Source organism: Streptomyces sp. RG80, from assembly GCF_040446465.1.
Lineage (GTDB): Bacteria > Actinomycetota > Actinomycetes > Streptomycetales > Streptomycetaceae > Streptomyces.
Map to the genome: position 1 here is coordinate 121845 of NZ_JBEAAJ010000011.1, position 23730 is coordinate 145574.

The following is a 23730-nucleotide window of genomic DNA, read 5'->3' on the forward strand; positions in this document are numbered from 1 at the left end:
TCAAAAGACCGGCAGTCTGTAACATGGGGGGATGACGACCTTCCAGCGAGCGCGCAGCGAGGAGCAGCGCGAGATCCGGCGGCGGGCGATCCTCGACACCGCGGCAGCGATGCTCGACGAGATGTCCGTGACCGCGCTCAGCCTCAACGAACTGAGCCGACGCGTCGGCCTGGCGAAGTCGAACGTGCTGCGCTACTTCGAGTCCCGCGAAGCCGTCCTGCTGGAACTACTGGACCGTGACTGGCAGCAGTGGAACGCCGCCCTCGCCGACCAGCTCGACGCCTCGGTCACGCACGACGCCCCGCCGATCCAACGCGGTGAGCAGTTCGCCGCCGTCGTCGCACACTCCCTCGAGCAACACCGAGTACTGTGCGACCTGCTCAGCGCCCAGGCAGGCGTCCTCGAGCACAACGTCTCCCCGGACGTGGCCGCCCGCTACAAACGCGCAGCCCTCGACAACGTCGCCGCTCTGGCCGCACTCGCCCGCCGGCACCTCCCCGAACTCGGCGTCCACGCCGACCAGTTCTGCGCCCAGGCGATCATGGTCAGCGGCGCGGTATGGACCCACGCCCGGCCCTCCGCCGCCATGCGCGCCGCCTACGAAGCCGATCCCTCTCTCGCCGCCCTGCGCATGGACTTCACCACCACCCTGCAGGAGATGCTCACCACCCTCATCGCAGGCACCCTCACCAGGGCGGAGCACTGACCCCCCGCTACTCCCCCACAGAAACCGACGGTTACGGCAGGGCGCCTTCACGCTTCCACTGAGGGCGCCCTTGCCTTGTCGGGCGGGCCTCCTTAGCCACCGGCGAGGCCCTCGGCCGTCCCGCCCACCGCACAGTCGGCATCAAGCCCCGACGCGGCACGGACCGCCAGCGGGGGTCGACGTTGCACATGCCGGTGGCGTCGTCGTCGTATTCGATGACGGGTCTAGCAGCGCCGGCATTGAAGTCGCGACCGCGAGGCGAGTAGGCGACGAAGCCGACGCCCAGCTCGTCGAGGACCGTGAAGAGCCGCTCAACGCCCCGGCCGAACAGGTGCACTCGACCTAAAGGTTGAAGGCCGGTTGCACGACATACACCCGGCCGATCGCGGGCCTGTGGGCCGGCCTCGTTCAGGCCGAAGTACTTGACCGCGCCGCAACCACCAGCTCCTTGAAGGTGCCCGACAAGACACCCCAGCGCAGCCTCGTCCACCAGGTGGATCGGTTGCGATCAGCGACTCGGCCTGCTTACTATTACGATCGTAATTCAATCACCTGGGTCACATCAGGCCAGTCCTCAGCGCTCTGGCCGTCCCTCTCCACTTCACCGGGAACCCTCATGGACCTCTCCGCCAGCACCGCCCTTGTCACCGGAGCGAACCGGGGCTTCGGCCGAGCCCTCGCCGCCGAACTCCTCAGCCGCGGCGTCACCGTCTATGCCGGCGCCCGCAATCCCGACCAGGTCGACCTCCCCGGTGCCAAGCCGATCGCACTCGACATCACCGACCCCGCCTCGGTCGCGGCCGCCGCCGCGGTCACCGGCGACGTGACCATCCTGGTCAACAACGCCGGCTCCTCGACCGGCGCCGACCTGCTCACCGCCGACCTGGACGACATCCGCCTGGAGATGAACACCCACTACCTCGGCACCCTGACGGTGACCCGCGCCTTCGCACCGCAGATCGCGGCCAACGGCGGCGGGGCGATCCTGAACGTCCTGTCCGGCCTGTCCTGGGTCAGCTTCCCGGAGATAGGCGCCTACTGCGCCGCCAAGTCCGCGGAGTGGTCACTCACCAACGCCCTGCGCGTACAACTGGCCGACCAGGGCATCCGCGTGGCCGGTCTGCACGTGGGCTACATGGACACCGACATGGTCCGTACCGTCGACTCGGCGAAGTCCGACCCGGCCGACATCGCGCGCATCGCCGTGGACGGCATCGCCGCCGGCGCCTACGAGATCCTCGCCGACAACGCGGCCCGCCAGGCGCAGGCAGCACTGTCCGGGGGCGTCGCCGTGCTCTACCCGCAGCTCCCCTGAGGGGCACTCGCCCCCTTGGCGGACGTGCCTGGCGGTTGGCCGGTGGATGAGGAATGAGCGACGGCTCGCCATCAGCGCCGATGCAGTTCCGGCTGGCAAGTCGGCGACACCCGCGCCCCACCAGGCGCAGCAGCACCGCGCTCGTCGGACGCGGTCACGACCACACAAATCGAAGCTCAAGCCCTCTACGAAATGGAAACCACGCCATGAGCCAGCCCAGCACGATCCGCCTGGAGCGGACGAACCCGCGGACCGCGAGGATCACGTTCTCGAATCCTCCCGTGAACCTCGTGACCCCCGAGTCCATCGTGGCGCTGCACAAGATCGTCCAGGAGCTCGAGAACGACCCTGACATCCAGGTCGTAGTCTTCAGCAGCGAACTGCCCGACTTCTTCATCAACCACTTCGACGCCTCTCAGGCCGACGGCGTGCCGGTGCCCGAACACGAGGACGACAACCCGGTCTGGACCGACATGGTCCTGCGGCTGAGCAAGGCTCCGTTCGTCAGCATCGCGGCCATCCGGGGCCGTACCCGCGGTGCCGGCAACGAACTGGCCCTCGCCTGCGACCTGCGCTACGCCAGCCGCGAGAAGGCGTTCTTCGGCCAGCCCGAGGTCGGCATCGGCATCGTCCCCGGCGGAGGTGGCGGCGAGCGGCTTCCACGCTCCATCGGCCGCGACCGCGCGCTGGAGGCGATCCTGACCAGCGCCGACTACGACGCCGACCTGGCCGAGCGCTGGGGATGGGTCACCCGAACCCTGCCCGACGCAGAGCTCGACGCCTTCGTCGACGCGACGGTCGCCCGTCTCGCCTCCTTCGACCGGCAGGCACTGGCGACCGCGAAGTCCCAGGTCAACCGGGCGACATTGCCGCCGGACGCCCACCTGGTCGCCGCCTTCGGCGAGTTCGCGGGCACCCTGACACAACCGGGATTCGCCGCGCGCGGAGCCGCACTTGGCGCACTGGCCGCCGAAAAGGGCCTCGACGTCGAGTACCAACTGGGCGAGTACATCGGCCGGGTCAACGAAACCCTCTGAGTTGCCCCCGGCCGTGCTCACGACGGGCCCAGCACCCGCAGGGCACCCACAGGCGCAGCGACGCCCTGGGCCCAGGGTCACCACGGTGGCCGGGCACGCTTCAACGCCAGCCCGGCCGGCGGCTCCCGGCCCGGGGGCCGCCGCAGTCGTCGGGGTCGGAACACGGAGAACGCGGCGCCCAATGCCCCACCACGCAGGGTGGTGCCGTGCACGTCGACCGGGAGCCGGCGGGCGGCTCAACGAACTGGCGCGCTGCACCACGAAGTTCGACGGGGCCAGTCGTCCCCTCTTCCGCACACGGGCTCCAGCCCAAGCACTACGCGTGCTCGGCCTGCTCACCGACGCCATCCGGCCCCCCGAAGCCCACGAAGCCCTGGCCCCTGGCGCGCCCCGGCCCCCTTCCTGCACCGTCCACCCTTCACCACTCAGTACAGTATTATGAGCGTAATATAATCCCTTCATGCTCGCGGTGGACGCCTCATCGGGCTCACAGCCCCCAACGCCGACCTCCCGGATGTCCGCCGCCAACACCCTGAGGAACCACGCATGCTCAACAGCCTGTGGACCCCGACCGTCGCCGGAAAGATCTCGCTGCCGCACCGTCTGGCGATGTCCCCCCTGACCCGCAGCCGGGCCACCCCGGACGGCGTGCCGACCGACCTCAACGCCGAGTACTACGCCCAGCGCGCCTCGCACGCCCTCATCATCACCGAGGGGACCCAGCCCTCCGCCGACGGCCAGGGCTACCCGGTGACGCCGGGGATCTACACGGTCGAGCACATCGAGGGCTGGCGGAAGGTCACCGACGCCGTACACAAGGCCGACGGACGCATCGTCATCCAGCTCATGCACGTCGGGCGCATCTCCCACCCCGACAACACCCCCCATCACCGGCAGCCGGTGGCCCCCTCCGCGATCAAGCCGGCAGGCCAGATGTTCACCGGCACCGGAATGCAGGAGATGCCGGAGCCGCGCGCCCTGTCCACCGAGGAGGTCGCCGCGACGGTCGACGACTTCCGGCGGGCCGCCGCGGCCGCCATCGCGGCCGGTGCCGACGGCGTCGAGATCCACGGCGCCAACGGCTACCTGGTGCACCAGTTCCTCGCCACCAACACCAACCAGCGCTCCGACCAGTACGGCGGCTCCCTCGACAACCGCATCCGCTTCGCGGTGGAGGTCGCCACCGCCGTGGCCGACGAGATCGGCGCCGGCCGCACCGGCATCCGACTCTCCCCCGGCAACCCCTTCCAGCTCGGCGACCTCGCGGAGGACGACACCCACGAGCTCTACCCGCACCTGGTGCGCGCCCTCGCCCCCCTCGACCTCGCCTACCTGCACCTCGCCCACGGCGGCGACGAGGAACTCCTGCACACGCTCCGCAGGCTGTGGCCCAACACACTGCTCCTCAACCGCGCCGGCACCGACATCCCCACCCGCGCCAAGGACATCGAGAACGGCATCGCCGACGTCATCACCGTGGGCTCGATGGCCCTCGCCAACCCCGACCTGGTCGAGCGCATACGCGCAGGCGCGCCCCTGAACGACCCCGACCCCGCCACCTTCTACGGCGGCGGCGCGGCCGGCTACACCGACTACCCCACCCACGCCGCCTGACCCAAGCGCCCGGCGCCCGGCGCCCGAGGGAGTCCCCTTCCTCGGGCGCTTCGGCGTACACCATGCACAGTCGGCAGGTCGGCCGCAAGATCACATTTCGGTCATAATATTACATGCGTCAGACCACAGATTAGGATGGGACACGAGGCAACGGCCCGGCGGAATTGAGGGAGGAACCCTGTGGCGCGCTACACCAAGGAGCACAAGCAGGTGACGCGGCAACGGATCATCGAGACCGCCGGCCACCGGTTCAAGCAGGACGGCATCGACGGCTCCGGCATCTCCACGCTGATGTCGGACGCCGGACTCACCAACGGGGCCTTCTACGCCCACTTCGAGTCCAAGGACGACCTTGTCGCCCACGTCGTCGCCGATCAGCTGCGCACGCAGGTGGAGCAGTACGACACGCTGCGACCCGGCCGCGAGGGACTCGAGGATTTCCTTCGCTGGTATCTGTCGCCCGAGCACCGGGACAACCCCGGTGACGGCTGCCCGTCCGCGGCCCTGCTCGACGAGATCGGCCGCTGCGGTGACGCGACCAAGGACGCCTACACCGACGGCGCCAGGGCCATCCTGGACGAGCTCGCCGCCCGCCTGAATCCGGCGGATCCGCAGTCCGCTCGCGGTCAGGCCATCGGGCTCTACACCATGGCGGTGGGGACGCTGCAGCTATCCCGGGCGATCTCCGACCGGAAGTTCTCCGACGAGGTCCTCGAGAAGGGAATCGAGAACGCCCTCGCCTTGGCGCGGTGCCAGTCACTGTCGGCTGGGTGACCACCTGGCAAGGGCCAGGACACCGGTACGCGCACCCACGCTCCCACCGTCAGAATGAGCGAGAGGACCCCGGAAAGCGCCTGCAATCCCGTCCCGTGACGGCAGCGTAGTTCCTACGTCGAACAGGTGACAGAGCCGTGACGCCACTGGGCGTCACGGCTCTGTTCCAACGTCTTCGGCCCGTACGCAGACCGCACCGCGGCCCTACGGCCGGCCGAAGAACTCGAGCGCCGTCGGCACGAACTGCTCGTGGTACTGGAAGATGCCGCCGTGGCCGCCGTCGGGGTAGATCACCAGCTCGGAGTTGGGCAGCCGCCGGTCCAGGTCGTACGTGTTCGACGTCGGCACCATGCGGTCGTCGTCACCGTTGGCGACGAGCACGGGGATCTTGATGACGGACAGATCCTGCGGCCGCGCCAGCCCCCAGCGGTGGATGGCCTTGAGCTGGGAGAAGTAGGAGGTGAGGCGGATCGCCTTGTCCCGGTCCTGCGTGCGCTCCTTCAGACGGGCCAGGAACTGCTTGCCGGCCCGAATCCCGTTCGGGGTGCGGGTGAAGAAGAGGAACTGCTTCACGTCCTGGAAGGTGAGCAGTGCCCGGACGGTGTCGTAGTGGGAGATCCGGGTGACGTTCTTGATGCCCTCACCTCCGGCCGGACCGGTGCCCGCGAGGATCAGCCTGCGGATGAGCTGCGGTTCGGTCTGGGCGATCACCTGGGCGATCATGGCGCCCATCGAGAAGCTGAGGACGTCCACCTTCTCGAACCCGAGCGCCCGGATGAAGGTGACGGAGTCCCTGGCCATCTCCTCGATGGTCTTCGGCGTCTTGCCGGTGGAGGCACCCACGCCCCTGAGGTCGAACGTGATCACCCGGTGCTTGGCGGCGATGCCGTCGACGACCCGGGGGTCCCAGTTGTCCAGGACCGCGGCGAGGTGGGTGATGAAGATGATCGGCGTGCCGGTCCGGGGGCCAAGGTCGCGGTAGGCGAAGGTCACTCCGTCGGCGGTGACGGTACGGGTCTGCGCGTTCTTGTACGACGTCACCACGTCGCCGTCGTTTCGTGTTTCGCGTGCGTTCACGGTCGTGCCCTTCGATGTGAGGGTTACCGCCACTGTGCGCAAACCCCTGCTTCCTCGCAGGTGGACGCAGCGCGGTTCCCAAATCTCCCGGCTGCGACTGCAGTCCGGAGTCGGCGGTCAGTGAAGGCCCAGGAAGTGGGAAACCCCCTGGATCAGGTCCCTGAACAACCTGTCGACTATTGAAGTATGACCGTACTTCCATTGGGGCGCAAGCGGACAGGCCGAACGAGTCGCAAGGGGCGGAATCACGAGTTCCACCGAGCATCGAGACAGCCGCCGCAGCGCACGGCCAGAACGGGCACGGCTGGACCGCCCGCGGCGGACTACGTCGTCGGCCTGATCGGGCACACCGAGCCGAGCGGGCGGCCGCCGCTCACCGTTCCTCGCCATGCCGGACAGCTACCGGGCCGCCGCGACCAGGTCCCGGGGTCAACACGGCTGGAGGTACGCCGATCTGACACGGCATCCGCGACAGCCCAGACCCGCCCCGGCCCTGAGTGCACCGGGATCCGGGATTATTGAATTACGTTCACAATACAATACATTGGAGGAACCTCTGGAGGGCGAGTGGCCCACCCGGCGCGTAGAGGAGTGTGCGGTGCGATACAGGAAAGAGCACAAGCAGGCCACCAGGCAGCGGATCATCAAGACGGCCGGCCGCCGGTTCAAGCGGGACGGCATCGACGCCTCGGGCATCTCCGCACTGATGTCGGATGCCGGACTCACCAACGGAGCCTTCTACACCCACTTCACATCGAAGGAGGAGCTGGTGGCCACCACGGTTGCCGACCAGCTGCGGGCGCAGAACGCGGACATCGTCGAGCACGCCGCCCCCGGCCGCGCCGGGCTTGAGCAGATCGTGCGGTGGTACCTGTCCGCCCAGCATCGCGACAGCTCCGACGACGGCTGCCCCTCCGCCGCCCTGCTCGACGAGATCCGGCGCTGCGCAGACCCGACCAGGCAGGCGTACACCGACGGGGTGCTGGTCGTCGCCGACAGCATCGCCTCCCGCCTGGCGCCCGAGGATCCGTCCTCGGTCCGCACCAAGACACTCAGCGCCTACGCCATGATGGCCGGGACGCTACAGCTCTCCCGAGCCCTCGCCGACCGGCAACTCGCCGATGAACTCCTCGAACAGGGCATCCACAACGCTCTCGCACTGCTGGGCATCGAGCACGGCCACGCCACCACCCCCGAACTGACCTCAGCAGAACGCACCCCGCCACCGCAGGCCACCCGTTGCGCCTGAGCAGCACACCGCTTGACCCCACACCGCCAGTTCCTGCACCAGATACCGACCACCCCGCCTGACCTCGCGGGCGGTCGCTCGGCGGACCGCCGAGGCCTCGCCGGCCCGCCCCGCGTCCGCCACGGACAAGACACCCCGAGACGGGGCCCTCCCGCCGGCCCATACGGGCCCCACGAGGAACCAACGGGAGAGTCGGGCCCACTTCGGTCGGCTGCGGTCAGGCTTCCGGGATCCGTGCCGTGGGCCGGCCGCTGCCGCTGTCGTGTGCCAGCGAGGCGAGGATTTCCTCGCGGCAGACCTCGAGGATTTCGTCCGCCAGCGGAGAACCATCGGGGCACGCCCGCGACAACATGACCGCGCCGACCGATCGCGCGAGCATGTCGAACACCATGGCGCGGGCCGCGCGCGGGTCCGCATCCCCCGGTGCGTCGCTTGAAGCCTGAAGGGCCGTCAGCAGGTTCTCGATCCCGGCCGCGAACTCTGTCTTGATGTCCTCCGGCTGACGTGCGGCGTCGCCACCAAGAGCCGCGATGGTGCAGCCGTCACCGCGCCCGTCGCGATGCTCCCGGGAGACGTAGCTCTCGACGAACTCGGCGGGGCCCAGACCTTCTGCCCGGGTCGCGGTCTGGGAGAGCCCGCTCGCGGACGCCTCGGCCATCAGGTCGGCCTTGGAGCGGAAGTGCTTGTAGAACCCGCCATGGGTGAACCCGGCGGCTGCCATCAGTTCCGCCACGCCGACACCGTCGTAGCCGCGCTCTCGGAACAGCCTGGCGGCCGTCGCGACGATGTGCGCACGGTTCTGCTCTACCTGTGCCTTGGTGACCCGCATGTGCAGCCGCCCCTCCTACGGTCGACGCTCGACGGCCAAGCTTACATAGATGTCGATCGACATCTAAGAGGTTGACTTTTTGAATGACGATCGTCATTCTATTGCTCATTCCCTCCAGAAAGGCGCAGGCCATGAGTGATACGCATGTGACCGCACCGACCCAGTTCATCGAGGTCGACGGCGACCGGTTCGCCTACCGACGCTGGGGCAAGCCCTCCGGCGTCCCGATCTTCCTCGTCCAGCACCTCCGCGGGGGAATGGACAACTGGGACCCCCTGCTCACCAACGGTCTGGCCGAAAGCCGTGAGGTCATCCTGTTCAACGGGCGCGGCATCGCCTCGTCATCCGGCACCCCGCGCAACCGGATGGAGGACATGGCCGACGACATCGCCGCGGTCATCCGGGCGCTGGGGCTGGAGCAGGTCGATCTGCTCGGCTTCTCGATCGGCGGCTGGCAGGCGGAGGAAGTCGCGCTGCGCCACCCCGAGTTGGTGCGCAAGCTCCTCCTGGTCGGCACCGGCCTGCGGGGCGGGGACCCGACGATGGACCCCAAGGTGCCCGAGGTGGCGACGAATCCGGTCCCCACCGTGGAAGACTTCCTCTTCCTGTTCTTCGGCCGCTCGGAAGCCGCCGTCGAAGCGGGCCGGGCCTTCTGGGAGCGCCGCCACCAGCGGGTGGACCAAGACCCGCCGAGCTCGCTCGCAGTCGCACAGGCCCAGCTCGAAGCAGTTGCCGCCTACGCCGAACCCCTGCCCGGCGAGAATCCCTACGCCTACCTCAACGCGATCACCCAGCCGACGCTGGTCCTCAACGGCGAGAACGACGTGATGATCGCCTCGATCAACTCCTGGCACCTCGCCCAGAACATCCCCAACGCCCAGCTGCTGATCTACCCCGACGCCGGGCACGGAGCGCACTTTCAGTACCCCGAGCGGTTCCTGAAGCACGCCCTTCAGTTCCTCGACGAGTAAGCAAGTCGACGCGCACGGGCGGCAGTCGAGCTCTCGAGGCCGCCCTGACCAGCACTCCCCGGGGCCTCGCCCCTCACCTTGGCGTGCCCCCGCGCCCGAATGAACCACCTGATCAGAAGACGCAGGCATGAAGATCGAAGGTTCGGTAGCTCTGGTGACCGGTGCCAACCGTGGCGTCGGCCAGGCATTCGCAGACGAGCTCCTCGACCGCGGTGCAACCAAGGTGTACGCGGCCGTCCGCGATGTCGCCTCCATCACGGACCCTCGGCTCACGCCCGTCGCGCTGGACGTGACGGACCCGGCAGCCGTCGCCGCGGCTGCCGCCGAGTTCGGCGATGTCGCGATCGTCGTGAACAACGCCGGTACCGCCAGCCGCAACCACGCCCTCTCCGCGTCGCTCGACGTGGCGCGCAGCGAGCTCGAGGTGAACTACTTCGGGCTCATCTCCATGACGCAGGCGTCGAGGCATCATCGATGAGATCAGTCGCACCGTGAAGTCCACGCTGCACGACGACCAGGCCCTGCTGTACCCGACCATCGAGGCGCAGTTCGCCGCGCAACTGGCCGGCTGACCCACGAAAGCGCCGACGCCGAGGGCGAATCCGCGGTACTCAGGTTGAGAGGGCCGCGTGTCGGTATCGCGCCCGTCGCGAAGGCTGACGCGGCCCCAGTCCCGGGCATGTAGCGGGGCGCCGGGGCCGGGTTCCTACAGTGCGGCTCCCACTCTGACCGTCACGGCCGCGTACCGCAGCGGCCGCTCAGACGTGGTCGTCCAGGAACTTCCGTATCTCGGCGATGGCCATGGGCCCCGTGCCGTGCGCCACCGTCTCGCCCTCCTTCAGCAGGACGTACGACGGGGCTCCGGTGACCCCGTATCGCTCGGTTGCGGCCGGACAGCGCGTGATGTCGGTGCGGACGACCGTCAGGCGGCCCGTGTAGTCGTCGGCGATGCCACCCACGACGAGGTCCATCACCCGGCAGGGCTCGATTGCCTTGGGCCAGGTCCCGATGAAGTACGCGAGGACCGGAACCGCGCTCATCCCGAGGATGAAATCGAACTCCGCGTCCTCACGGGGTCGGTGAACCCGCCTCACCATGGAAGCTCCTGACCTCGCGTTCCGTCATTCCCTCCCCATCATCCCTCGTGCGGTGCGCCAGGGATGACCCGGCGGTCGCCCGGCCGACCTGTCGGAGGGCAGGCCGAGCCGTTTCCGCCGCCATGCTGCTCAGAGACAGAGCGCCCCCAATGGGCTGCCCTGACTGGACGGTCGAAGAACGTGTCAGCCGGCCCGAAGACCGACCGCCAGCGTCAGTTCAAGCACCCGGTTCGGTGAGGCGAGATCGGGGAACAGCTCCCGCAGCTGCGACATCCGGTACCGGACGGTCTGGGGATGGACGAACAACGCCGCCGCCACCTCCTCCCGCCGGCCCTGGTGCAGCAGCCACGCCCGCAACGTCTCCTCCAGCCGCCGTGCGGTCGCTTCAGGCAAGGTCCGCAACGGTGCGAGTGCGCGGGCACGCAGGTCCGCGAACGCCTCCACGTCGGCGCTGAGCACCAGTTCGGGCAGGTGGTCCTCGGTGTCGCGGATGTCGGAGGAGAGGGAGCGCGCGCGTACGGCTCGTTCGTACGAGGCGGACGCACGGGTCCATGGCCGGGCCGGGCCGACCACGGCGGTGCGGCCGGTCAGCTGCCGCGAGAGACGGGCTCGATCGGCGTCGGGGACGAGGAGCACGCCGGAGGCGTCCGGCAGATCGTCGAGGACAAGGGTGCTCGGGTCGAGCACGCGATAGGCGGGCCGGGCCTGGGCGGCGGGAAGCAGGACCGCGGTCAGGGAACCCGGAGGCTGCCACCCGGCCCGTTGCGCAGAAGCCAGCAGCACGTCCGGGCTCGCGCCGGCGAGGAGGTCGCGGGCCAGGTGTTCCAGGTGGCGCTCCTGAGCCCGCCCCTGGGCGGCCAGTTCGTCGGCGTGGCCCGCGGCGCTCGCGGCGGAGAGCTCGTCGATGTAGGCGAAGGTCAGCTCGGCGAACTTGGCGACCTCGGCGGCGGGCAGGCCTGCGGGTACGGCGCCCGCTGCCAGGCATCGCCAGGCCACGCGGGCGCCGACGCGGTAGGCGCTGAGCAGGGCATCCATCGAACGGCCGTCGCGGACCTCGCCGCGCCCCAGCTCGTAGGCCGCGTCACCGGCGTCGCCGCCCGTGGCGTTCCCGCTCGCGAGGTCCAGGTAGTGCCCCAGGGCGGTGCGGACGGCCCGGCGGATGGTGCCGCCCATGCGGCCCGAAAGGGCGTTCGCGTAAGGGGGGACCTCGTCGATGATCGCCTGGACGACCTCGTCGGCGGTGCTCCTCAGCGTGGCCCGCACTGCGGTGACCGTCGTCTCATCCAGAGCCAATTCGCTGGCCCTCTGGATTGCATGACTCATGTTTTTGTTCCCTGCGAACAATTCAGCTGACCAGATTCACGTCCTGCGGTCAGGACTTTACGCCCTGAGGCACAGCAAGCTGGAGTCATGACGAGTACTGCCCTCCGCAGCAGGGCGTGGAAACTGCTGGAGATGGTCACGACGCCGCTGCTGCCGTCCGACTATCTCGACCTGGTCAGCCCCCTGCGTGCGGGCGCCGACCTCCGGGGGCGCATCGAGGCCGTGCACCCCGAGACGGATGACGCCGCGACCATCGTGATCAGACCGGGACGGGGCTGGCGCGGCCACGCAGCCGGGCAGTACGTGCGGATCGGGGTCGACGTCGACGGGGTGCGCCTGTGGCGTGCCTACTCCCTCACCTCGCCGACCAATCGCTCGGACGGCCGCGTCACGATCACCGTGAAGGCGATCCCGGACGGCAAGGTCAGCAACCACCTCGTCCGCAGGACGAAACCGGGCACGCTGATCCACCTCGACCAGGCGACCGGTGACTTCGTACTGCCGCAGGCCAAGCCCGCCAAGGTGCTCTACCTGACAGCCGGCAGCGGCATCACGCCCGTGATGGGCATGCTGCGCGACACCGAGTTCGACGACGTCGTCATGGTCCACTCCGCGCCACAGCCGCAGGACGTCATCTTCCGCAACGATCTGCACGCCCTGGTCGCGGACAGGAAACTGCGTCTGACCGAGCTGCACACCGACACGCACGGCATGCTCGACATCGCCCGTCTCGACGAACTCGTGCCCGACTGGACCGAGCGCGAGACCTGGGCCTGCGGACCCGCGGGCCTGCTCGACGCCGCCGAGAAGCACTGGGCCGAGCACGGCGTCCCGGAGCGTCTGCACACCGAACGCTTCCGCCCCACCATCGTCGCCGCCGGCGACGGTGGCGAGGTCACCTTCAGCACCACCGGCAAGACCGTCGACGCGGACGGCGCCACGCCGTTGCTGGACGTCGGCGAGGAGGCCGGAGTGCTCATGCCGTCCGGGTGCCGTATGGGCATCTGCTTCGGCTGCGTCACGCCGCTCAAGGCGGGCGCCGTCCGCGACCTGCGCACCGGCGAGATCACCGAGGCCGAGCCGGGCGTCCTCATCCAGACCTGTGTGTCCGCCGCGGCGGGCCCCTGCGACATCGAACGGTAGGAGCACCTTGACCGCCATCGACCCCACCGCCCACCTGACCGCGGAGCAGATCGAGGAGCTCGGCCGCGAGCTGGACGCGATCCGCGACGAGGTGATCGCCAGCCGTGGTGAGAAGGACGCCGCCTACATCCGCAAGGTCATCGGCGCGCAGCGCAAGCTCGAGCTTGCCAGCAGGGCTGTACTGCTGTTCTCGATCTTCCCGCCCGCGTGGGTGATCGGCACCGCCGGTCTGTCCGTGGCGAAGATCATGGACAACATGGAGATCGGCCACAACATCCTGCACGGCCAGTGGGACTGGATGCGGGACCCGAAGATCCACTCCACCACCTGGGAGTGGGACCACGTCTCGCCGGCCGACCAGTGGAAGCACTCGCACAACGAGCTGCACCACACGTACACCAACGTGATCGGCAAGGACAACGACCTCGGCTACGGCATCATGCGCGTCGACGAGGACCAGAAGTGGCACCCCTTCCACCTCGGCCAGCCGCTGTGGAACTTCATCAACGCCTGCTTCTTCGAGTACGGCATCGCAGCCTACGACCTGGAACTCGGCAAGAACCTGCACAAGCGCCGCCGCAAGAACCCGGAGTTCCGCGCGCGGGCCAGGGCCGTGGGCCGCAAGATCCGCAAGCAGGTGCTCAAGGACTACGTGATCCACCCGCTGCTGTCGGGCCCGTCGTTCCTCCCCACGCTCGCCGCCACGTTCACCGCGAACCTGGTCCGCAACCTCTGGTCCCACTCGGTGATCATGTGCGGGCACTTCCCCGAGGGCGTACAGGTCTTCGAGCGCCGGTCGATCAAGGGCGAGACGCGCGGCCAGTGGTACCTGCGCCAGATGATGGGCTCCGCGAACATCAGTGGCAGCAAGGCCATGCACTTCATGACCGGCAACCTCTCCCACCAGATCGAGCACCACCTCTTCCCGGACCTGCCGAGCAACCGCTACGCCGAGGTCGCGGTAAAGGTGCGCGCTCTGTTCGAGAAGTACGAGCTGGAGTACGTCACCGGCCCGCTGCCCAAGCAGGTGTACTCCGCGTGGCGCAAGGTCGTCCGGCTCTCGCTGCCGAACAAGAAGCCCACCGTCAAAACGCCGGACCGCGAGAAGGAGCTCGTCGCGGCCTGATTCGTACCGGGCGTCCAACGAGACCTCGGTGGCACCGGCCGCGGGCCGTACAGTCCCGACAGCCCTCAAACTGTATTGGTGACGGTAAGTAAACGACCCGACGGCCCACGCGAGATCGTGGACATCGGCTTCGCTCCCGCGGTCGGCGCACCGGCCGGCGTCGAGATCATGTCTCTGGCGCAGCTGCGGGAGCGGGCTGCCGTCCGCATGGGCAAGGCAGGGCTGGGGGAACCGCAGCGGCCGGCGTTCCACCACCTGATCGCCCTTTCCAGCGGCTCCTTGTGGCACACGGTGGATTTCACCGGCTACGCCCTCAAGCCGGGCTCCTGGCTGTGGGTCCGGCCCGGTCAGGTGCAGCAGTGGGGTGAGCTGCACGAGGCCGACGGCTCTCTGATCCTCTTCGAGCGCGACTTCCTGGATCCGGCCACCGTGGCCGCGGCGCGCGTGGACGATCCGCACGCCCCGGTGCTGCACGTTCCCGACGCCGAGGGTCGTCACGCGTTGGAGATGGCCGTGGCCCATCTGGCGCTTGAGTCCCAGTCACTGCACGGCATTGCGCTGGAAGCCCATGTGCAGGTGGTGCGCCACCTGTTGGCGGTTCTGGTGCTGCGCCTTGCGCAGCGCACCGCACCGGTCGGCAGCCGGGCTCCTGAACCCGGGGAGACGTTCATGGACTTCCGGGATGCCGTCGAACGCGGTTTCACCCGGACGCGCCGCCTGGAGGACTACGCCCACACTCTGGGCTACTCGCCCCGCACCCTCTCCCGGGCCACACTGGCCGGCGCGGGGGTGGGAGCGAAGGAGTTCATCGACCGGCGGGTGATCCTCGAAGCCAAACGCCTCCTGGCGCACGGCGACCAGTCCGCCTCCCGGATCGCGGCGCAGCTCGGCTTCACCAGCGCGACCAACTTCAGCAAGTACTTCCAGCAGCGCACCGGCCAGTCTCCGATCGCCTTCCGTGCGACGGTGCGGGGCCGGTCCTCGGCGAGCGGCCGGGGCGGTGCGCCCGGTTCCGGGCGAGCAGAGCGGTGACAGCTGCCCCTGCGAGGGGTGCCACGAGATAGACCCACAGATGTGACCAGTAGACGGACTGGTGGGCCCAGACGGCGGGACCGAACTGGCGGGCCGGGTTGGCGGATCCGCCGGTGAGGGTGCCGAGGGTGACGATGACCAGGGCGGTGGCGGCGGGTAGCGCGAGCGGGATTCAGCGCGACCACGCGGGGCGGGACATCAGCAGCAGGGCGACAGCGAGGATCGCCGCGGTCGCTGCGGCTTCGGCGGTGAACAGATCGGCGGTCGACAGGGCGACGGCGGGCTGGACCGCGGCGTACGCCATACGTTCGCCGACTGCCGGGCCCCAACGAAGCGGGCCAGGCCGGTGCCTGGCACGGAACCCGTGAGTTGAGCGGCGACGTACGGCAGGACACGGCGGCCGGGGAACGCGCCGGTCAGCCACAGGGCGAGGGTGACAGCCGGGTTCAGGTGGCCACCTGACCGACGGCCCCACGGGGAGGACAGCGCCCACGCGACTGCAGTCCCGACGATCAGGGCTACGGCCCCGAGCTGGAGGTGCGGCCCGGGCAGGGCCCGGCTGAGCGGCGAGGCCATCACCCATCGCACGGCGGTGACCAGGACGAACAGCACACCACCGGTGAGCGCGAACTCCACGACGGCCGCGGCCCGGGCGGTGCTGCCGCACGCGGGGGTACGCATCGTCAGCCCCAGGCCATCGCGCCGGTGGCGACCTTGGTGCACAGCTCCAGGGCCACCAGCAGGCCCAGGTCCGGGTGGCGCTCGAGGAGCGCGGCCTTCAATGCCTCGGAGTCGTTGCCGCTCTTGGCCAACACCTCGGTGTATTTCAGGGTGGTCGACATGGTGGTGTCGCCTTTCAGGGGGTTGTCGCGCGTGGGGTTAGGTTCAGGCGGCCGCGGCGGCGGCCAAGTGCTGGTCCAGGGCGCGGGTGAGCGCGTCGGCCGAGGAGACCGGGCCGCCCTGGCGGTCGGTGCCGTGTGCGGTGTGCAGCAGCAGCGTCGGGTAGCCGTCGACGCCCAGCCGGCGCACCTGGAGGAAGTCGGCCTCCGCCTCGGTGCGGGCGGCGGGCGAGACGTACGCGGCTCCCACCGCGTCGGCGTCCAGCCCCAGCTCGGTGGCTATGTCCCGGTAGACCGCGGCGTCGGAGAGGCTGCGGCCGTCGACGTACCAGGCACGCTGCATCGCGGCGGCGGCATCCAGGGCGTTCGCGCCCGGCTGGCTGCGCAGCGCGACCAGGCCGGTGGCGGCGTCGGCGGAGTCCATCAGCGCGCGCCGACCGGTGAACAGGCCGCCGGACAGCACCCGCAGCTCGATCCGGTCCGCGTTGACGGCGGCGAACTCGTGCAGGGCCGGGCCGAAGCCGTAGCACCAGCCGCAGTAGGCGTCGAAGGCGTCGAAGGCGTCGAAGGCGTAGGTAAGTCGAATGGGCTTCGTGGAACTCATCGCGTGTCGTCCTTTCCGGATTCCGTCACCCGGCTACCTGTCTCGGTCGGGCTGACACGCTCAAAGCTATGGTCAGAAGGTGGGACTTCTCAGATCCACAGACGACGCCCTATGGTGAAAAACTGACACCGTCGCGAAATTCAGATTCGGCGCGGGGTGGTTCCGTCCTGCCAGCGGTAGAGGCCACGCAGCAGGGAAATCCCGGCGCCGTGATGGATCAGCTCCCTATTGACGTGCAGGGCGATGCCCTCCATGGGATACCTCTCGAGGCCCACAGCGGAGATCTCCTACTACATCGCCTGCCATCCACCCGACACGACGCTCGACGAGCCGATCCGCATCGCGGGCAGCCGATGGGCGGGTTGAGGAATGCCCCCAGACCGCGAAGCAGGCGTGCGGCCTGGACGACTACCAGGTCCGCCGCTACCCCGGCTGGCACCGCCACATGGCCGAGGCCATCGCTGCCCACGCCTGCCTGACCGTCCTGCGGACCCGAGAGCTGGACACGGACAAAGCAGAACCGGATCCTCCCCGCTCATCCGCCTCAGCCTCGCCGAAATGGGTCAACCTGACGGCGACGACGCCAGCGCCAAGCGCACACAGCCCACCGTTGGAGTACTAGGCCAGGACGAGGGGCACGGTGATGGTGAGGTGTTCGTCCGTGGTCGGCAGGGCCCCGGCAACTGCATTCATACGGGCTGCGAGGTGGCCGATCACCCGGCTGGTCAGATCCTCGTCCCACTCCGCTGTGCCTTCCGGGGGCAGGCGCATCTCCTCCACGGCAGGTGGGGTGTCACCGACATAGCGCGCGGTGTCCTTGTTGACGACCCAACAGGCCAACGCGATCCTCACCTGCCCGGGTGCCGCCCACTGCGCCCGTACGTGGGCGCACATGGTGAAGTCGTCTCCACCGAAGGTGGCCGTCGTGGAAAACGAACTGCCCCGGGGGTACTGCCGTACCAGCTCGAGCACCGCCGGTTCCACAACGGCTCGCGCCATCGCTTCCGTATACACCGTCTGCCCCCGTCGATTCCGGCCTCCAGCATCCCAGACCGGGCCTGTGACGGACAGATCAACTACCGTCCAGGACACGTCCCTTCCAGAGAACACCTCGTGCACGTCGTGGGCCTGCGAGCGGTGCCGCACACGGACGGGCTAGGCCAGAGGTGAGCGGCCCGTCAGACCCAGTCGAGGGCGGCCGGTTCCCGCAGGAAGCTCACGAACACCGAGTCGTCGTCGTCCGGTCGGGCAGGGTCGTGGAGCACCTGCACCACGCCACCCTGGACGAGTGCGGACGCATCGGCGTACTTGCGCGTCACCCAGCGGCGTGTGCCGACGGCGTCGACGTAGGTGACCGTGGCGCTGGCACCCGCGGCGCGCCGCCCACCGGAGTCATCGCTGGAGTAGTGGATCCGCAGCTCGCCGATAGTCCCGGTGGTCCGCAGTCCCGCGAGGAGCAGGCGGTCCCGGGTGGCGGCGCTCGCGGCGGCCCGGCGCTGGCCCCGGACGGCCGACCACACCAGCAGCAGGGAGAGCACGACCAGGAGGCCCGGCAGCCAGAGGTCGGCGTAGTAGAGGGGCCACCGCCACCAACCCCAGGGTTCCGGCGGCTCGTAGTCCGTCACCACCCAGCCGACGCGGTCCGCTGCCGCCCAGCCCCGCGACCCGACAGCAACGCCCAGGGTGAAGCCGGAGACGCCGATCGCCAGGGCCCATCCGCCGGCGCCCCGTACGGCCCGGTAGCCGTCGAGTTGGCGGGCGCCCGCAGGCAGTCCCAGGCCTGCCAGGAGGCTTCCTGCGACCAGCCCGACGATGGCGAGCGGGACCGAGAAACGGGAGACATCGGTGCCGGACGGTGCGTTGAGGGAGATCGCGCGCAGCGCGTCGAACCACACAGCGACAAGGAGGCCGAGAACGAGGGCGCCCGCGGCGCCGAGGACGAACCAGATCACGCCCACCCGCAGGGCTGTCGGACTGCCCACCTGCCGATCGCGCTCCCGACGCCGACGCACTGACGGGTCCTCGGTCTCCATGACGCCTCCCGTGATACAGGTCGGCGCGGTCGCCGGGAGATCATGATAGTGAACCGATCGGGTGATGCCGGGGCCTGCGGTGTCGACGTCGCGGACCGCAACCAGGCACGGCCCCGCGTCCGCTGGGAGAGCTGTACTTCCCGCCGGAAGCGGGCACGGAACGGTAGGGGTCCACTCGGCGCGGATCTCCGCGGCCCGCCTCGCCACCTGCCTGCGAGACTTGCCCCATGTCACCAGTTGCCTTCACCAGGGTCGCGCCCGTTGTCCCTGTCCGAGATCTCGATGCGGCTCTGGACCGATACCGTCGGCTGGGCTTCACGGCGCACGCCTACGAGGGTCCGGAGCGTTACGGCTTCGTCGAGCGGGACGCGGTGTCGCTCCACCTCACGGAGCAGTCCGAGCACGATCCTCAGCACGCCGGAGCCGTCGTCTACCTCTACGTCAGTGACGCTGACGCCCTTCACGCACAGTGGAAGGCCTCCGGCGTCGAGGGCCGCTTCACCGAGCCGACCGACACGCCTTACGGGCTGCGGGAGTTCGCGTACGTCGATGGCGACGGCACGGCACACCGTGTCGGGTCACCACTGACAACCTGAAGCGCCCATAGAACGGCAAACTTCTTTGCCGGCGGATGTCGAGACTGCTCCGACAGCTACGTCCCAGGGGCAGATACGACGACCTTGGAGGGACCGCAATGGAAGCGACCGAGATCACCGAGATCCTCAACCGGCCGATCAGCCGAGAGCTGCTCGCACGCGACGTGCTCCGGCTGGCGTACGTGGCCAAGGACGGCACACCCCGGAACATCCCGATCGCGTTCACCTGGAACGGTTCCGAGATCGTCATGTGCACCACGAAAAACGCTCCGAAGCTTCCAGCCCTGCGCGAGAACCCGATGGTGGCCCTGACGATCGACACCGAGGTCCACCCGCCCAAGATCCTGCTGATCCGCGGTCGGGTCGAGCTGGACGTCGTCGACGGCATCCCGGACGAGTACCTCCAGATCAACGGCTCGTACAAGATGACGCCCGAGCAACGGGTCGCGTGGGAGGCCGAGGTCCGCTCGCTCTACGACGGGATGGTGCGGATCGTGGTGACCCCGACGTGGACGAAACTCATCGACTTCGAGACGACGCTGCCCAGCGCGGTCGAGGAGCTGGTCCGGCAGCGGGCCGAGCGTGAACGCCTCTGAGTACGACGCCTACTGGTAGCAGGGATTGCCGCACAGCACGGTGCCGGTGCCGCTCCCGCCGGCCGCCGTGGGGGTGCGACCGGTGACGGCCGCGGGCACCTTGCTGGTCTCCCAGGGCATGGGGACGGCTATGGCCTGCGGTCCGAGGGCAGTGAAAGCCGCGGTGGCCACGAATATGACGGCTAGCGCTTGCTTACGCAGACACATCTCAACTCCTTTGAGCGAGGGGTGGTGTTGGGCCGCTACGGCCAGCCTCACCGTACCCATTCAGCCGCGCCGCGAACTCGGCGCTCGAAACCCCGGCAACGGGCACCGGCGCCGTGACACGCCGCCGGATGGTCTATCGGGGCCGTTCGTAGATCTTCTGGTCATAACGTGCTGAATATGATGAAAACTCATGTCGCCTACCTGGCAGGTGCCGCAGTGCTCACCGGGGTGGGGCTCGGTGCCGGGCCGCCGGTCGCCGCGGACCACATGACTCACGTGGTCTTCCCAGGGGAGTCGATCCAGAAGGTGGTGGATGCCGCGGAGCCGGGAGACACCGTTCTCCTGGCGCCCGGCACGTATCGCCAGAGCGTCAAGGTGACCACGCCTGGCCTCACACTGCGCGGCACGGGCCACAGCACCGTCCTGGAGCCGGCCAGGACCAAGGCCGCCGAGAGCTGTGGCGAGGGCGGCAACGGTATCTGCGTGGTCGGGAAGAAGGACAAGACCATCAAGGGCGTCACCATCGCCTCCCTGACCGTGACGGGCTTCGCGAAGGCCGGAGTGTTCGCGGTGGGGACCGATGGGCTGAGCGTGCGCAACGTGAACGCGGTGGACAACGGGGTGTGGGGGATCGCGCAAGAGCGTTCGGTCCGCAGCGTGTTCCGCAAGAACACCGCCCGGGGCAACGGCGACGCCGGCCTGTTCCTCGCGAACACGGTCAGAGCCGAGGAGGGCGCCGAGGACACCGAGGGAACGGTGGTCGAACGCAACATCCTGGAAGGCAATCGGATCGGTGTCACCGTCCGGCGCCTGCGGAACCTCACCGTCGCGGACAACCGCGTCACCGGCAACTGCGCGGGCGTCTTCGTCGTGGGCGACGAGAACAAACCGAGGGCCGGCGCCCTGACCGTGCGCGACAACCGCATCGAGCGGAACAACAAGTCCTGCCCGAAGACCGCGCGGCTCGACGCTCTCCAGGGCTCCGGCATCGTGCTGACCGGCGCCGAGGACACCCTGGTGACGAAGAACCGCGTCACGGACAACATCGGCGACTCCTCGATGTCGGGCGGCATCGTCCTGTTCAAGAGCTTCGTGGGCACCGCCAACGAGCGGAACCGGATCACCGGCAACGTACTGAAGGGCAACGCCCCGGCGGACCTCGTCAACGCGGACACCGGCGCCGGCAACACCTTCCAGGGCAACTCCTGCCGGGCGTCCCGGCCCACAGGACTGTGCTGAGGGTCCTGAGGGCCGTGGGAAAGCTCATGAACTCCAAGAAGGAGGGCGGCTCATGACGACCGCACAGACCACGCAGATCTCATCGGCCGCATCGTCCGCGCCGGCCACCCCGGCGCCGCCCATGCGGCTCAGGGAACTCGTATTCGGAGCGGCATGCGCTGCCGCCCTCCGCGCGGCCGCTCGGCTGAAGGTCGCCGACGCCCTCGGTGACAGTCCGATGTCCGCGGAGGACCTCGCGGACGCGGTGCAGACCGAACCGAAGCCGCTACGACGGTTGTTGCGGGCCCTGTCCTGCTACGGCGTCTTCGCCGAGCGGCCGGACGGGACGTTCACCCACACGGACATGTCCCGACTGCTGCGCGTGGACGACCCGCACAGCCTGCGCGACATCGCGCTGTGGTGCACCGAGCCGTGGACCTGGGACGCGTGGCCACGGCTGGACGAAGCGGTGCGCTCCGGCCGCAACGTCGTGGAGGATCTGTACGGCAAGGAGTTCTTCCCGTACCTCAACGAGGACGCCCCGGAATCAGCCGACGTCTTCAACCGTGCCATGACGACCTCCAGCGTGCAGTCCGCGCGGGACGTCGCGCAGTTCCTGGATCTGTCGGGGGCCACCTCGGTCGCCGACATCGGGGGTGGTCAGGGGCATGTGGTGGCGAGCCTGCTGGAGAAGTACCCGTCGCTGCACGGGACTCTGCTCGACCTGCCGCGCGTGGTGGAGAACGCCGATCCGCGGTTGCGGGCGGGAGGCTCGCTCGCGGACCGGATGCGTCTCGTGCCCGGTGACTGCCGTACGGCCGTGCCGGTCAAGGCCGATGTGTACGTCATCAAGAACATCCTGGAGTGGGACGACGACAGTACGCGCCGCACATTGCGCAACGTCATCCAGGCGGGAGGTCCCGGAGCGCGGGTCGTGGTCATCGAGAACCTCGTCGACGACACTCCCTCGATGCGGTTCAGCACCGCCATGGATCTGTTGCTGCTCCTGAATGTGGGCGGCGCCAAACACACGACCGCCAGCATGGTCGGCAGGCTGACGGAGGCGGGCCTGGTCATCGGCGACGTCAGTCCGGTCAACCCCTATCTGCACGCGTTCGACTGCACCATCCCCGGCTGATGTCCTCCCAACCGCCGGTTGTCCGGCACGCAACGCGTGCCGGACAACCGGCGGTTCACATCAGGGCGTCAGGATGCGGCATCCCGCTCCCAGCGGTAGAAGCAGCGCGCCATCGCGTCCTTCGGTGAGCGCCAGGTCGCGGGATCGTACGCGGTGACGTACGCCGACAGCCGTTCGCTGATGTCCCGGAACTCAGGGTGCCCGGCCACTTTGGCAATGGCGGGTCCGGGGTCCCGCTCCGATTCGATGAGGTGCAGATAGACGTCGTCGAACTGGAAGAGACTGCGGCGGGCGACTCCCACGAGGTGGGGCAGTTCTCCCTTGTCCGACTCCTCGAACACCTTGGCGATGTCGACGGCCGACTCGGGCGCCATACGGGCGATGATCAGGGACTGGTGCATGGTCCTGTCCTCCGTCCGGATCAGTCGGACAGCACCGGCGTGGGCCGGCGCTCGGTGGCTGCCTGCTCGATCCGATCCCGGATCAGGGCCATCTGCACCTTGGAGTTGCGGTTGATGTTGTTCGTCATCCAGGCGTCGTCGACCGGTGCGTCGGGCTTCATCGCGAAGTCCTGGGTCCACACCATCCGGGTGCCCTCGAGCACCTTCTCGTACTGCCACACGATGTTCATGTAGGCGAAGGGGCCGGTCTCGACTCGGCGGGCCCGCACGGTGAGCGCGTCGCGGTCCGGTTCGCGTTCCGACACCCAGCTCCACACCTTCCCGTTGTCGTCGGGGTGCATGGTCAGCCGGAAGGTGGTCCTGTTCCCCTCCTGGGAGAGGATCTCGGCGGAGGCGTACTCACTGAACAGCTGCGGCCAGTTCGCGACGTCGTTGGTCATGTCCCAGACCAGGTCGAGCGGCGCGACGATGGTGATCTCGTTCTGTGTGTGCCCGGCCATGTCAGGCTCCTGCCAGAAGTGCGCTGTTGACGAGTTCGAGGAACTGCTGAGGGCTCTTGCTCTTCTCCGCGTCGACAGGCATGGGCGTGCCGTACCGGTTCTCCAGCTCACCCACGATGCCGAGCAGCGCGAGGGAGTCGATCCCGAAGGCGTCGAAGCCGGAGTCGTACCGCTGCCGGAGGTCCTCCGGGGACACGGTGACTCCGGCAGACTTCTTCATGAGCTCGGTGAGCTCTTCCACGGTGATTCGGTCACTCATGCGGTTTCTCTCCTGCTGTGTCGGGTGCTGTGTGATCAGTGCTGGC

The 23730-nt window shown here is 68.8% G+C and carries 28 protein-coding genes and 4 pseudogenes; 16 read left to right on the top strand and 16 right to left on the bottom strand.

What is annotated here, in order from left to right:
- Positions 1–31 precede the first annotated feature (31 nt).
- The 5 genes from ABKA17_RS35210 to ABKA17_RS35230 all read left to right on the top strand — a co-directional run bounded on the left by ABKA17_RS35210 (position 32) and on the right by ABKA17_RS35230 (position 5446).
- Positions 32–706: a TetR/AcrR family transcriptional regulator gene (locus ABKA17_RS35210; RefSeq protein WP_353696411.1), complete on the top strand. Its 675-nt coding sequence runs from the start codon at positions 32–34 to the stop codon at positions 704–706.
- A 616-nt stretch (positions 707–1322) separates the two neighbouring features.
- The gene (locus ABKA17_RS35215) at positions 1323–2021 is read left to right on the top strand and encodes an SDR family oxidoreductase (RefSeq protein WP_353696412.1); all 699 of its coding nucleotides are present in this window, start codon (positions 1323–1325) and stop codon (positions 2019–2021) included.
- Between the two features lie 206 nt (positions 2022–2227).
- Positions 2228–3058, top strand: coding sequence for an enoyl-CoA hydratase/isomerase family protein (locus ABKA17_RS35220; RefSeq protein ID WP_353696413.1), 831 nt, complete (start codon positions 2228–2230; stop codon positions 3056–3058).
- Positions 3059–3604: 546 nt separating this feature from the next.
- Positions 3605–4672 (top strand): alkene reductase, encoded by a 1068-nt coding sequence (locus tag ABKA17_RS35225; RefSeq protein WP_353696414.1) that lies wholly within the window; start codon positions 3605–3607, stop codon positions 4670–4672.
- 180 nt (positions 4673–4852) lie between these two features.
- Positions 4853–5446: a TetR/AcrR family transcriptional regulator gene (locus ABKA17_RS35230; RefSeq protein ID WP_353696415.1), complete on the top strand. Its 594-nt coding sequence runs from the start codon at positions 4853–4855 to the stop codon at positions 5444–5446.
- Positions 5447–5650: 204 nt separating this feature from the next.
- Here ABKA17_RS35230 and ABKA17_RS35235 read toward each other — a convergent pair whose 3' ends face one another.
- A complete protein-coding gene (locus ABKA17_RS35235) occupies positions 5651–6523 on the bottom strand; it encodes an alpha/beta fold hydrolase (RefSeq protein ID WP_353696416.1) in 873 nt (290 codons plus the stop codon).
- A 598-nt stretch (positions 6524–7121) separates the two neighbouring features.
- Between ABKA17_RS35235 and ABKA17_RS35240 the strand changes: the two genes are divergently transcribed.
- A complete protein-coding gene (locus ABKA17_RS35240; protein WP_353696417.1) occupies positions 7122–7772 on the top strand; it encodes a TetR family transcriptional regulator in 651 nt (216 codons plus the stop codon).
- A 217-nt stretch (positions 7773–7989) separates the two neighbouring features.
- Here ABKA17_RS35240 and ABKA17_RS35245 read toward each other — a convergent pair whose 3' ends face one another.
- Positions 7990–8601 carry a TetR/AcrR family transcriptional regulator gene (locus tag ABKA17_RS35245; RefSeq protein WP_353696418.1) on the bottom strand — a complete coding sequence of 204 codons (612 nt, stop codon included), beginning with the start codon at positions 8599–8601 and terminating at the stop codon, positions 7990–7992.
- Positions 8602–8732: 131 nt separating this feature from the next.
- On the opposite strand from ABKA17_RS35245, the gene ABKA17_RS35250 reads away from it, so the two are divergent.
- Both ABKA17_RS35250 and ABKA17_RS35255 read left to right on the top strand, forming a co-directional pair.
- A complete protein-coding gene (locus ABKA17_RS35250) occupies positions 8733–9572 on the top strand; it encodes an alpha/beta fold hydrolase (RefSeq protein ID WP_353696419.1) in 840 nt (279 codons plus the stop codon).
- A gap of 127 nt (positions 9573–9699) precedes the next feature.
- Entirely contained in the window at positions 9700–10050 is a 351-nt protein-coding gene (locus ABKA17_RS35255; RefSeq protein ID WP_353696420.1) for an SDR family NAD(P)-dependent oxidoreductase, read from the top strand.
- A gap of 280 nt (positions 10051–10330) precedes the next feature.
- Here ABKA17_RS35255 and ABKA17_RS35260 read toward each other — a convergent pair whose 3' ends face one another.
- Both ABKA17_RS35260 and ABKA17_RS35265 read right to left on the bottom strand, forming a co-directional pair.
- On the bottom strand, positions 10331–10669 hold the full coding sequence (locus ABKA17_RS35260) for a thioredoxin family protein (RefSeq protein WP_353696421.1): 339 nt from the start codon (positions 10667–10669) through the stop codon (positions 10331–10333).
- A gap of 183 nt (positions 10670–10852) precedes the next feature.
- A complete protein-coding gene (locus tag ABKA17_RS35265) occupies positions 10853–11992 on the bottom strand; it encodes a PucR family transcriptional regulator (RefSeq protein WP_353696422.1) in 1140 nt (379 codons plus the stop codon).
- A gap of 87 nt (positions 11993–12079) precedes the next feature.
- On the opposite strand from ABKA17_RS35265, the gene ABKA17_RS35270 reads away from it, so the two are divergent.
- The 3 genes from ABKA17_RS35270 to ABKA17_RS35280 all read left to right on the top strand — a co-directional run bounded on the left by ABKA17_RS35270 (position 12080) and on the right by ABKA17_RS35280 (position 15293).
- A complete protein-coding gene (locus tag ABKA17_RS35270; RefSeq protein ID WP_353696423.1) occupies positions 12080–13135 on the top strand; it encodes a ferredoxin reductase in 1056 nt (351 codons plus the stop codon).
- A gap of 7 nt (positions 13136–13142) precedes the next feature.
- Positions 13143–14261, top strand: a complete 1119-nt coding sequence (locus ABKA17_RS35275; RefSeq protein WP_353696424.1) for a fatty acid desaturase family protein — start codon at positions 13143–13145, stop codon at positions 14259–14261.
- Positions 14262–14339: 78 nt separating this feature from the next.
- A complete protein-coding gene (locus tag ABKA17_RS35280) occupies positions 14340–15293 on the top strand; it encodes a helix-turn-helix domain-containing protein (RefSeq protein ID WP_353696425.1) in 954 nt (317 codons plus the stop codon).
- 46 nt (positions 15294–15339) lie between these two features.
- Here ABKA17_RS35280 and ABKA17_RS35285 read toward each other — a convergent pair.
- From ABKA17_RS35285 to ABKA17_RS35310, 6 genes and pseudogenes are all read right to left on the bottom strand, one after another.
- Positions 15340–15465 (bottom strand): annotated as a pseudogene (locus tag ABKA17_RS35285) (aquaporin); the annotation flags it as partial.
- Positions 15466–15597, bottom strand: coding sequence for a hypothetical protein (locus tag ABKA17_RS35290; RefSeq protein WP_353696649.1), 132 nt, complete (start codon positions 15595–15597; stop codon positions 15466–15468).
- 23 nt (positions 15598–15620) lie between these two features.
- Positions 15621–15974: pseudogene (locus ABKA17_RS35295) on the bottom strand (aquaporin); the annotation flags it as partial.
- 2 nt (positions 15975–15976) lie between these two features.
- The gene (locus tag ABKA17_RS35300) at positions 15977–16135 is read right to left on the bottom strand and encodes a hypothetical protein (protein ID WP_353696426.1); all 159 of its coding nucleotides are present in this window, start codon (positions 16133–16135) and stop codon (positions 15977–15979) included.
- A 43-nt stretch (positions 16136–16178) separates the two neighbouring features.
- On the bottom strand, positions 16179–16736 hold the full coding sequence (locus ABKA17_RS35305; RefSeq protein WP_353696427.1) for a DsbA family protein: 558 nt from the start codon (positions 16734–16736) through the stop codon (positions 16179–16181).
- 140 nt (positions 16737–16876) lie between these two features.
- Positions 16877–17011 (bottom strand): annotated as a pseudogene (locus tag ABKA17_RS35310) (DinB family protein); the annotation flags it as partial.
- Here ABKA17_RS35310 and ABKA17_RS35315 point away from each other — a divergent pair.
- Positions 16998–17358: pseudogene (locus tag ABKA17_RS35315) on the top strand (IS701 family transposase); the annotation flags it as partial. The pseudogenes ABKA17_RS35310 and ABKA17_RS35315 sit on opposite strands and share 14 nt — an antisense overlap.
- On the opposite strand, the gene ABKA17_RS35320 reads toward ABKA17_RS35315, so the two are convergent.
- Positions 17355–17735: a hypothetical protein gene (locus ABKA17_RS35320; protein ID WP_353696428.1), complete on the bottom strand. Its 381-nt coding sequence runs from the start codon at positions 17733–17735 to the stop codon at positions 17355–17357. The pseudogene ABKA17_RS35315 and the gene ABKA17_RS35320 sit on opposite strands and share 4 nt — an antisense overlap.
- A 179-nt stretch (positions 17736–17914) precedes the next feature.
- The gene (locus tag ABKA17_RS35325; protein ID WP_353696429.1) at positions 17915–18718 is read right to left on the bottom strand and encodes a DUF3592 domain-containing protein; all 804 of its coding nucleotides are present in this window, start codon (positions 18716–18718) and stop codon (positions 17915–17917) included.
- 278 nt (positions 18719–18996) lie between these two features.
- On the opposite strand from ABKA17_RS35325, the gene ABKA17_RS35330 reads away from it, so the two are divergent.
- Together ABKA17_RS35330 and ABKA17_RS35335 are read left to right on the top strand one after the other, a co-directional pair.
- The gene (locus ABKA17_RS35330) at positions 18997–19365 is read left to right on the top strand and encodes a bleomycin resistance protein (RefSeq protein WP_353696430.1); all 369 of its coding nucleotides are present in this window, start codon (positions 18997–18999) and stop codon (positions 19363–19365) included.
- A gap of 98 nt (positions 19366–19463) precedes the next feature.
- Positions 19464–19961 carry a pyridoxamine 5'-phosphate oxidase family protein gene (locus tag ABKA17_RS35335; RefSeq protein WP_353696431.1) on the top strand — a complete coding sequence of 166 codons (498 nt, stop codon included), beginning with the start codon at positions 19464–19466 and terminating at the stop codon, positions 19959–19961.
- 9 nt (positions 19962–19970) lie between these two features.
- Here ABKA17_RS35335 and ABKA17_RS35340 read toward each other — a convergent pair whose 3' ends face one another.
- Positions 19971–20132 carry a hypothetical protein gene (locus ABKA17_RS35340; RefSeq protein WP_353696432.1) on the bottom strand — a complete coding sequence of 54 codons (162 nt, stop codon included), beginning with the start codon at positions 20130–20132 and terminating at the stop codon, positions 19971–19973.
- A gap of 213 nt (positions 20133–20345) precedes the next feature.
- On the opposite strand from ABKA17_RS35340, the gene ABKA17_RS35345 reads away from it, so the two are divergent.
- Entirely contained in the window at positions 20346–21407 is a 1062-nt protein-coding gene (locus ABKA17_RS35345) for a right-handed parallel beta-helix repeat-containing protein (protein WP_353696433.1), read from the top strand.
- Positions 21408–21459: 52 nt separating this feature from the next.
- Positions 21460–22524 (top strand): methyltransferase, encoded by a 1065-nt coding sequence (locus tag ABKA17_RS35350; RefSeq protein ID WP_502994471.1) that lies wholly within the window; start codon positions 21460–21462, stop codon positions 22522–22524.
- Between the two features lie 68 nt (positions 22525–22592).
- Here the strand turns inward: ABKA17_RS35350 and ABKA17_RS35355 are convergent, their stop codons facing one another.
- The 3 genes from ABKA17_RS35355 to ABKA17_RS35365 are packed head-to-tail and all read right to left on the bottom strand — an operon-like array spanning position 22593 to position 23684.
- Entirely contained in the window at positions 22593–22925 is a 333-nt protein-coding gene (locus ABKA17_RS35355; protein ID WP_353696434.1) for a TcmI family type II polyketide cyclase, read from the bottom strand.
- 20 nt (positions 22926–22945) lie between these two features.
- Positions 22946–23425: an SRPBCC family protein gene (locus tag ABKA17_RS35360; RefSeq protein WP_353696435.1), complete on the bottom strand. Its 480-nt coding sequence runs from the start codon at positions 23423–23425 to the stop codon at positions 22946–22948.
- A 1-nt stretch (position 23426) separates the two neighbouring features.
- Complete coding sequence (locus ABKA17_RS35365) at positions 23427–23684, bottom strand: acyl carrier protein (RefSeq protein ID WP_353696436.1); 258 nt, start codon at positions 23682–23684, stop codon at positions 23427–23429.
- Positions 23685–23730: the final 46 nt, after the last annotated feature.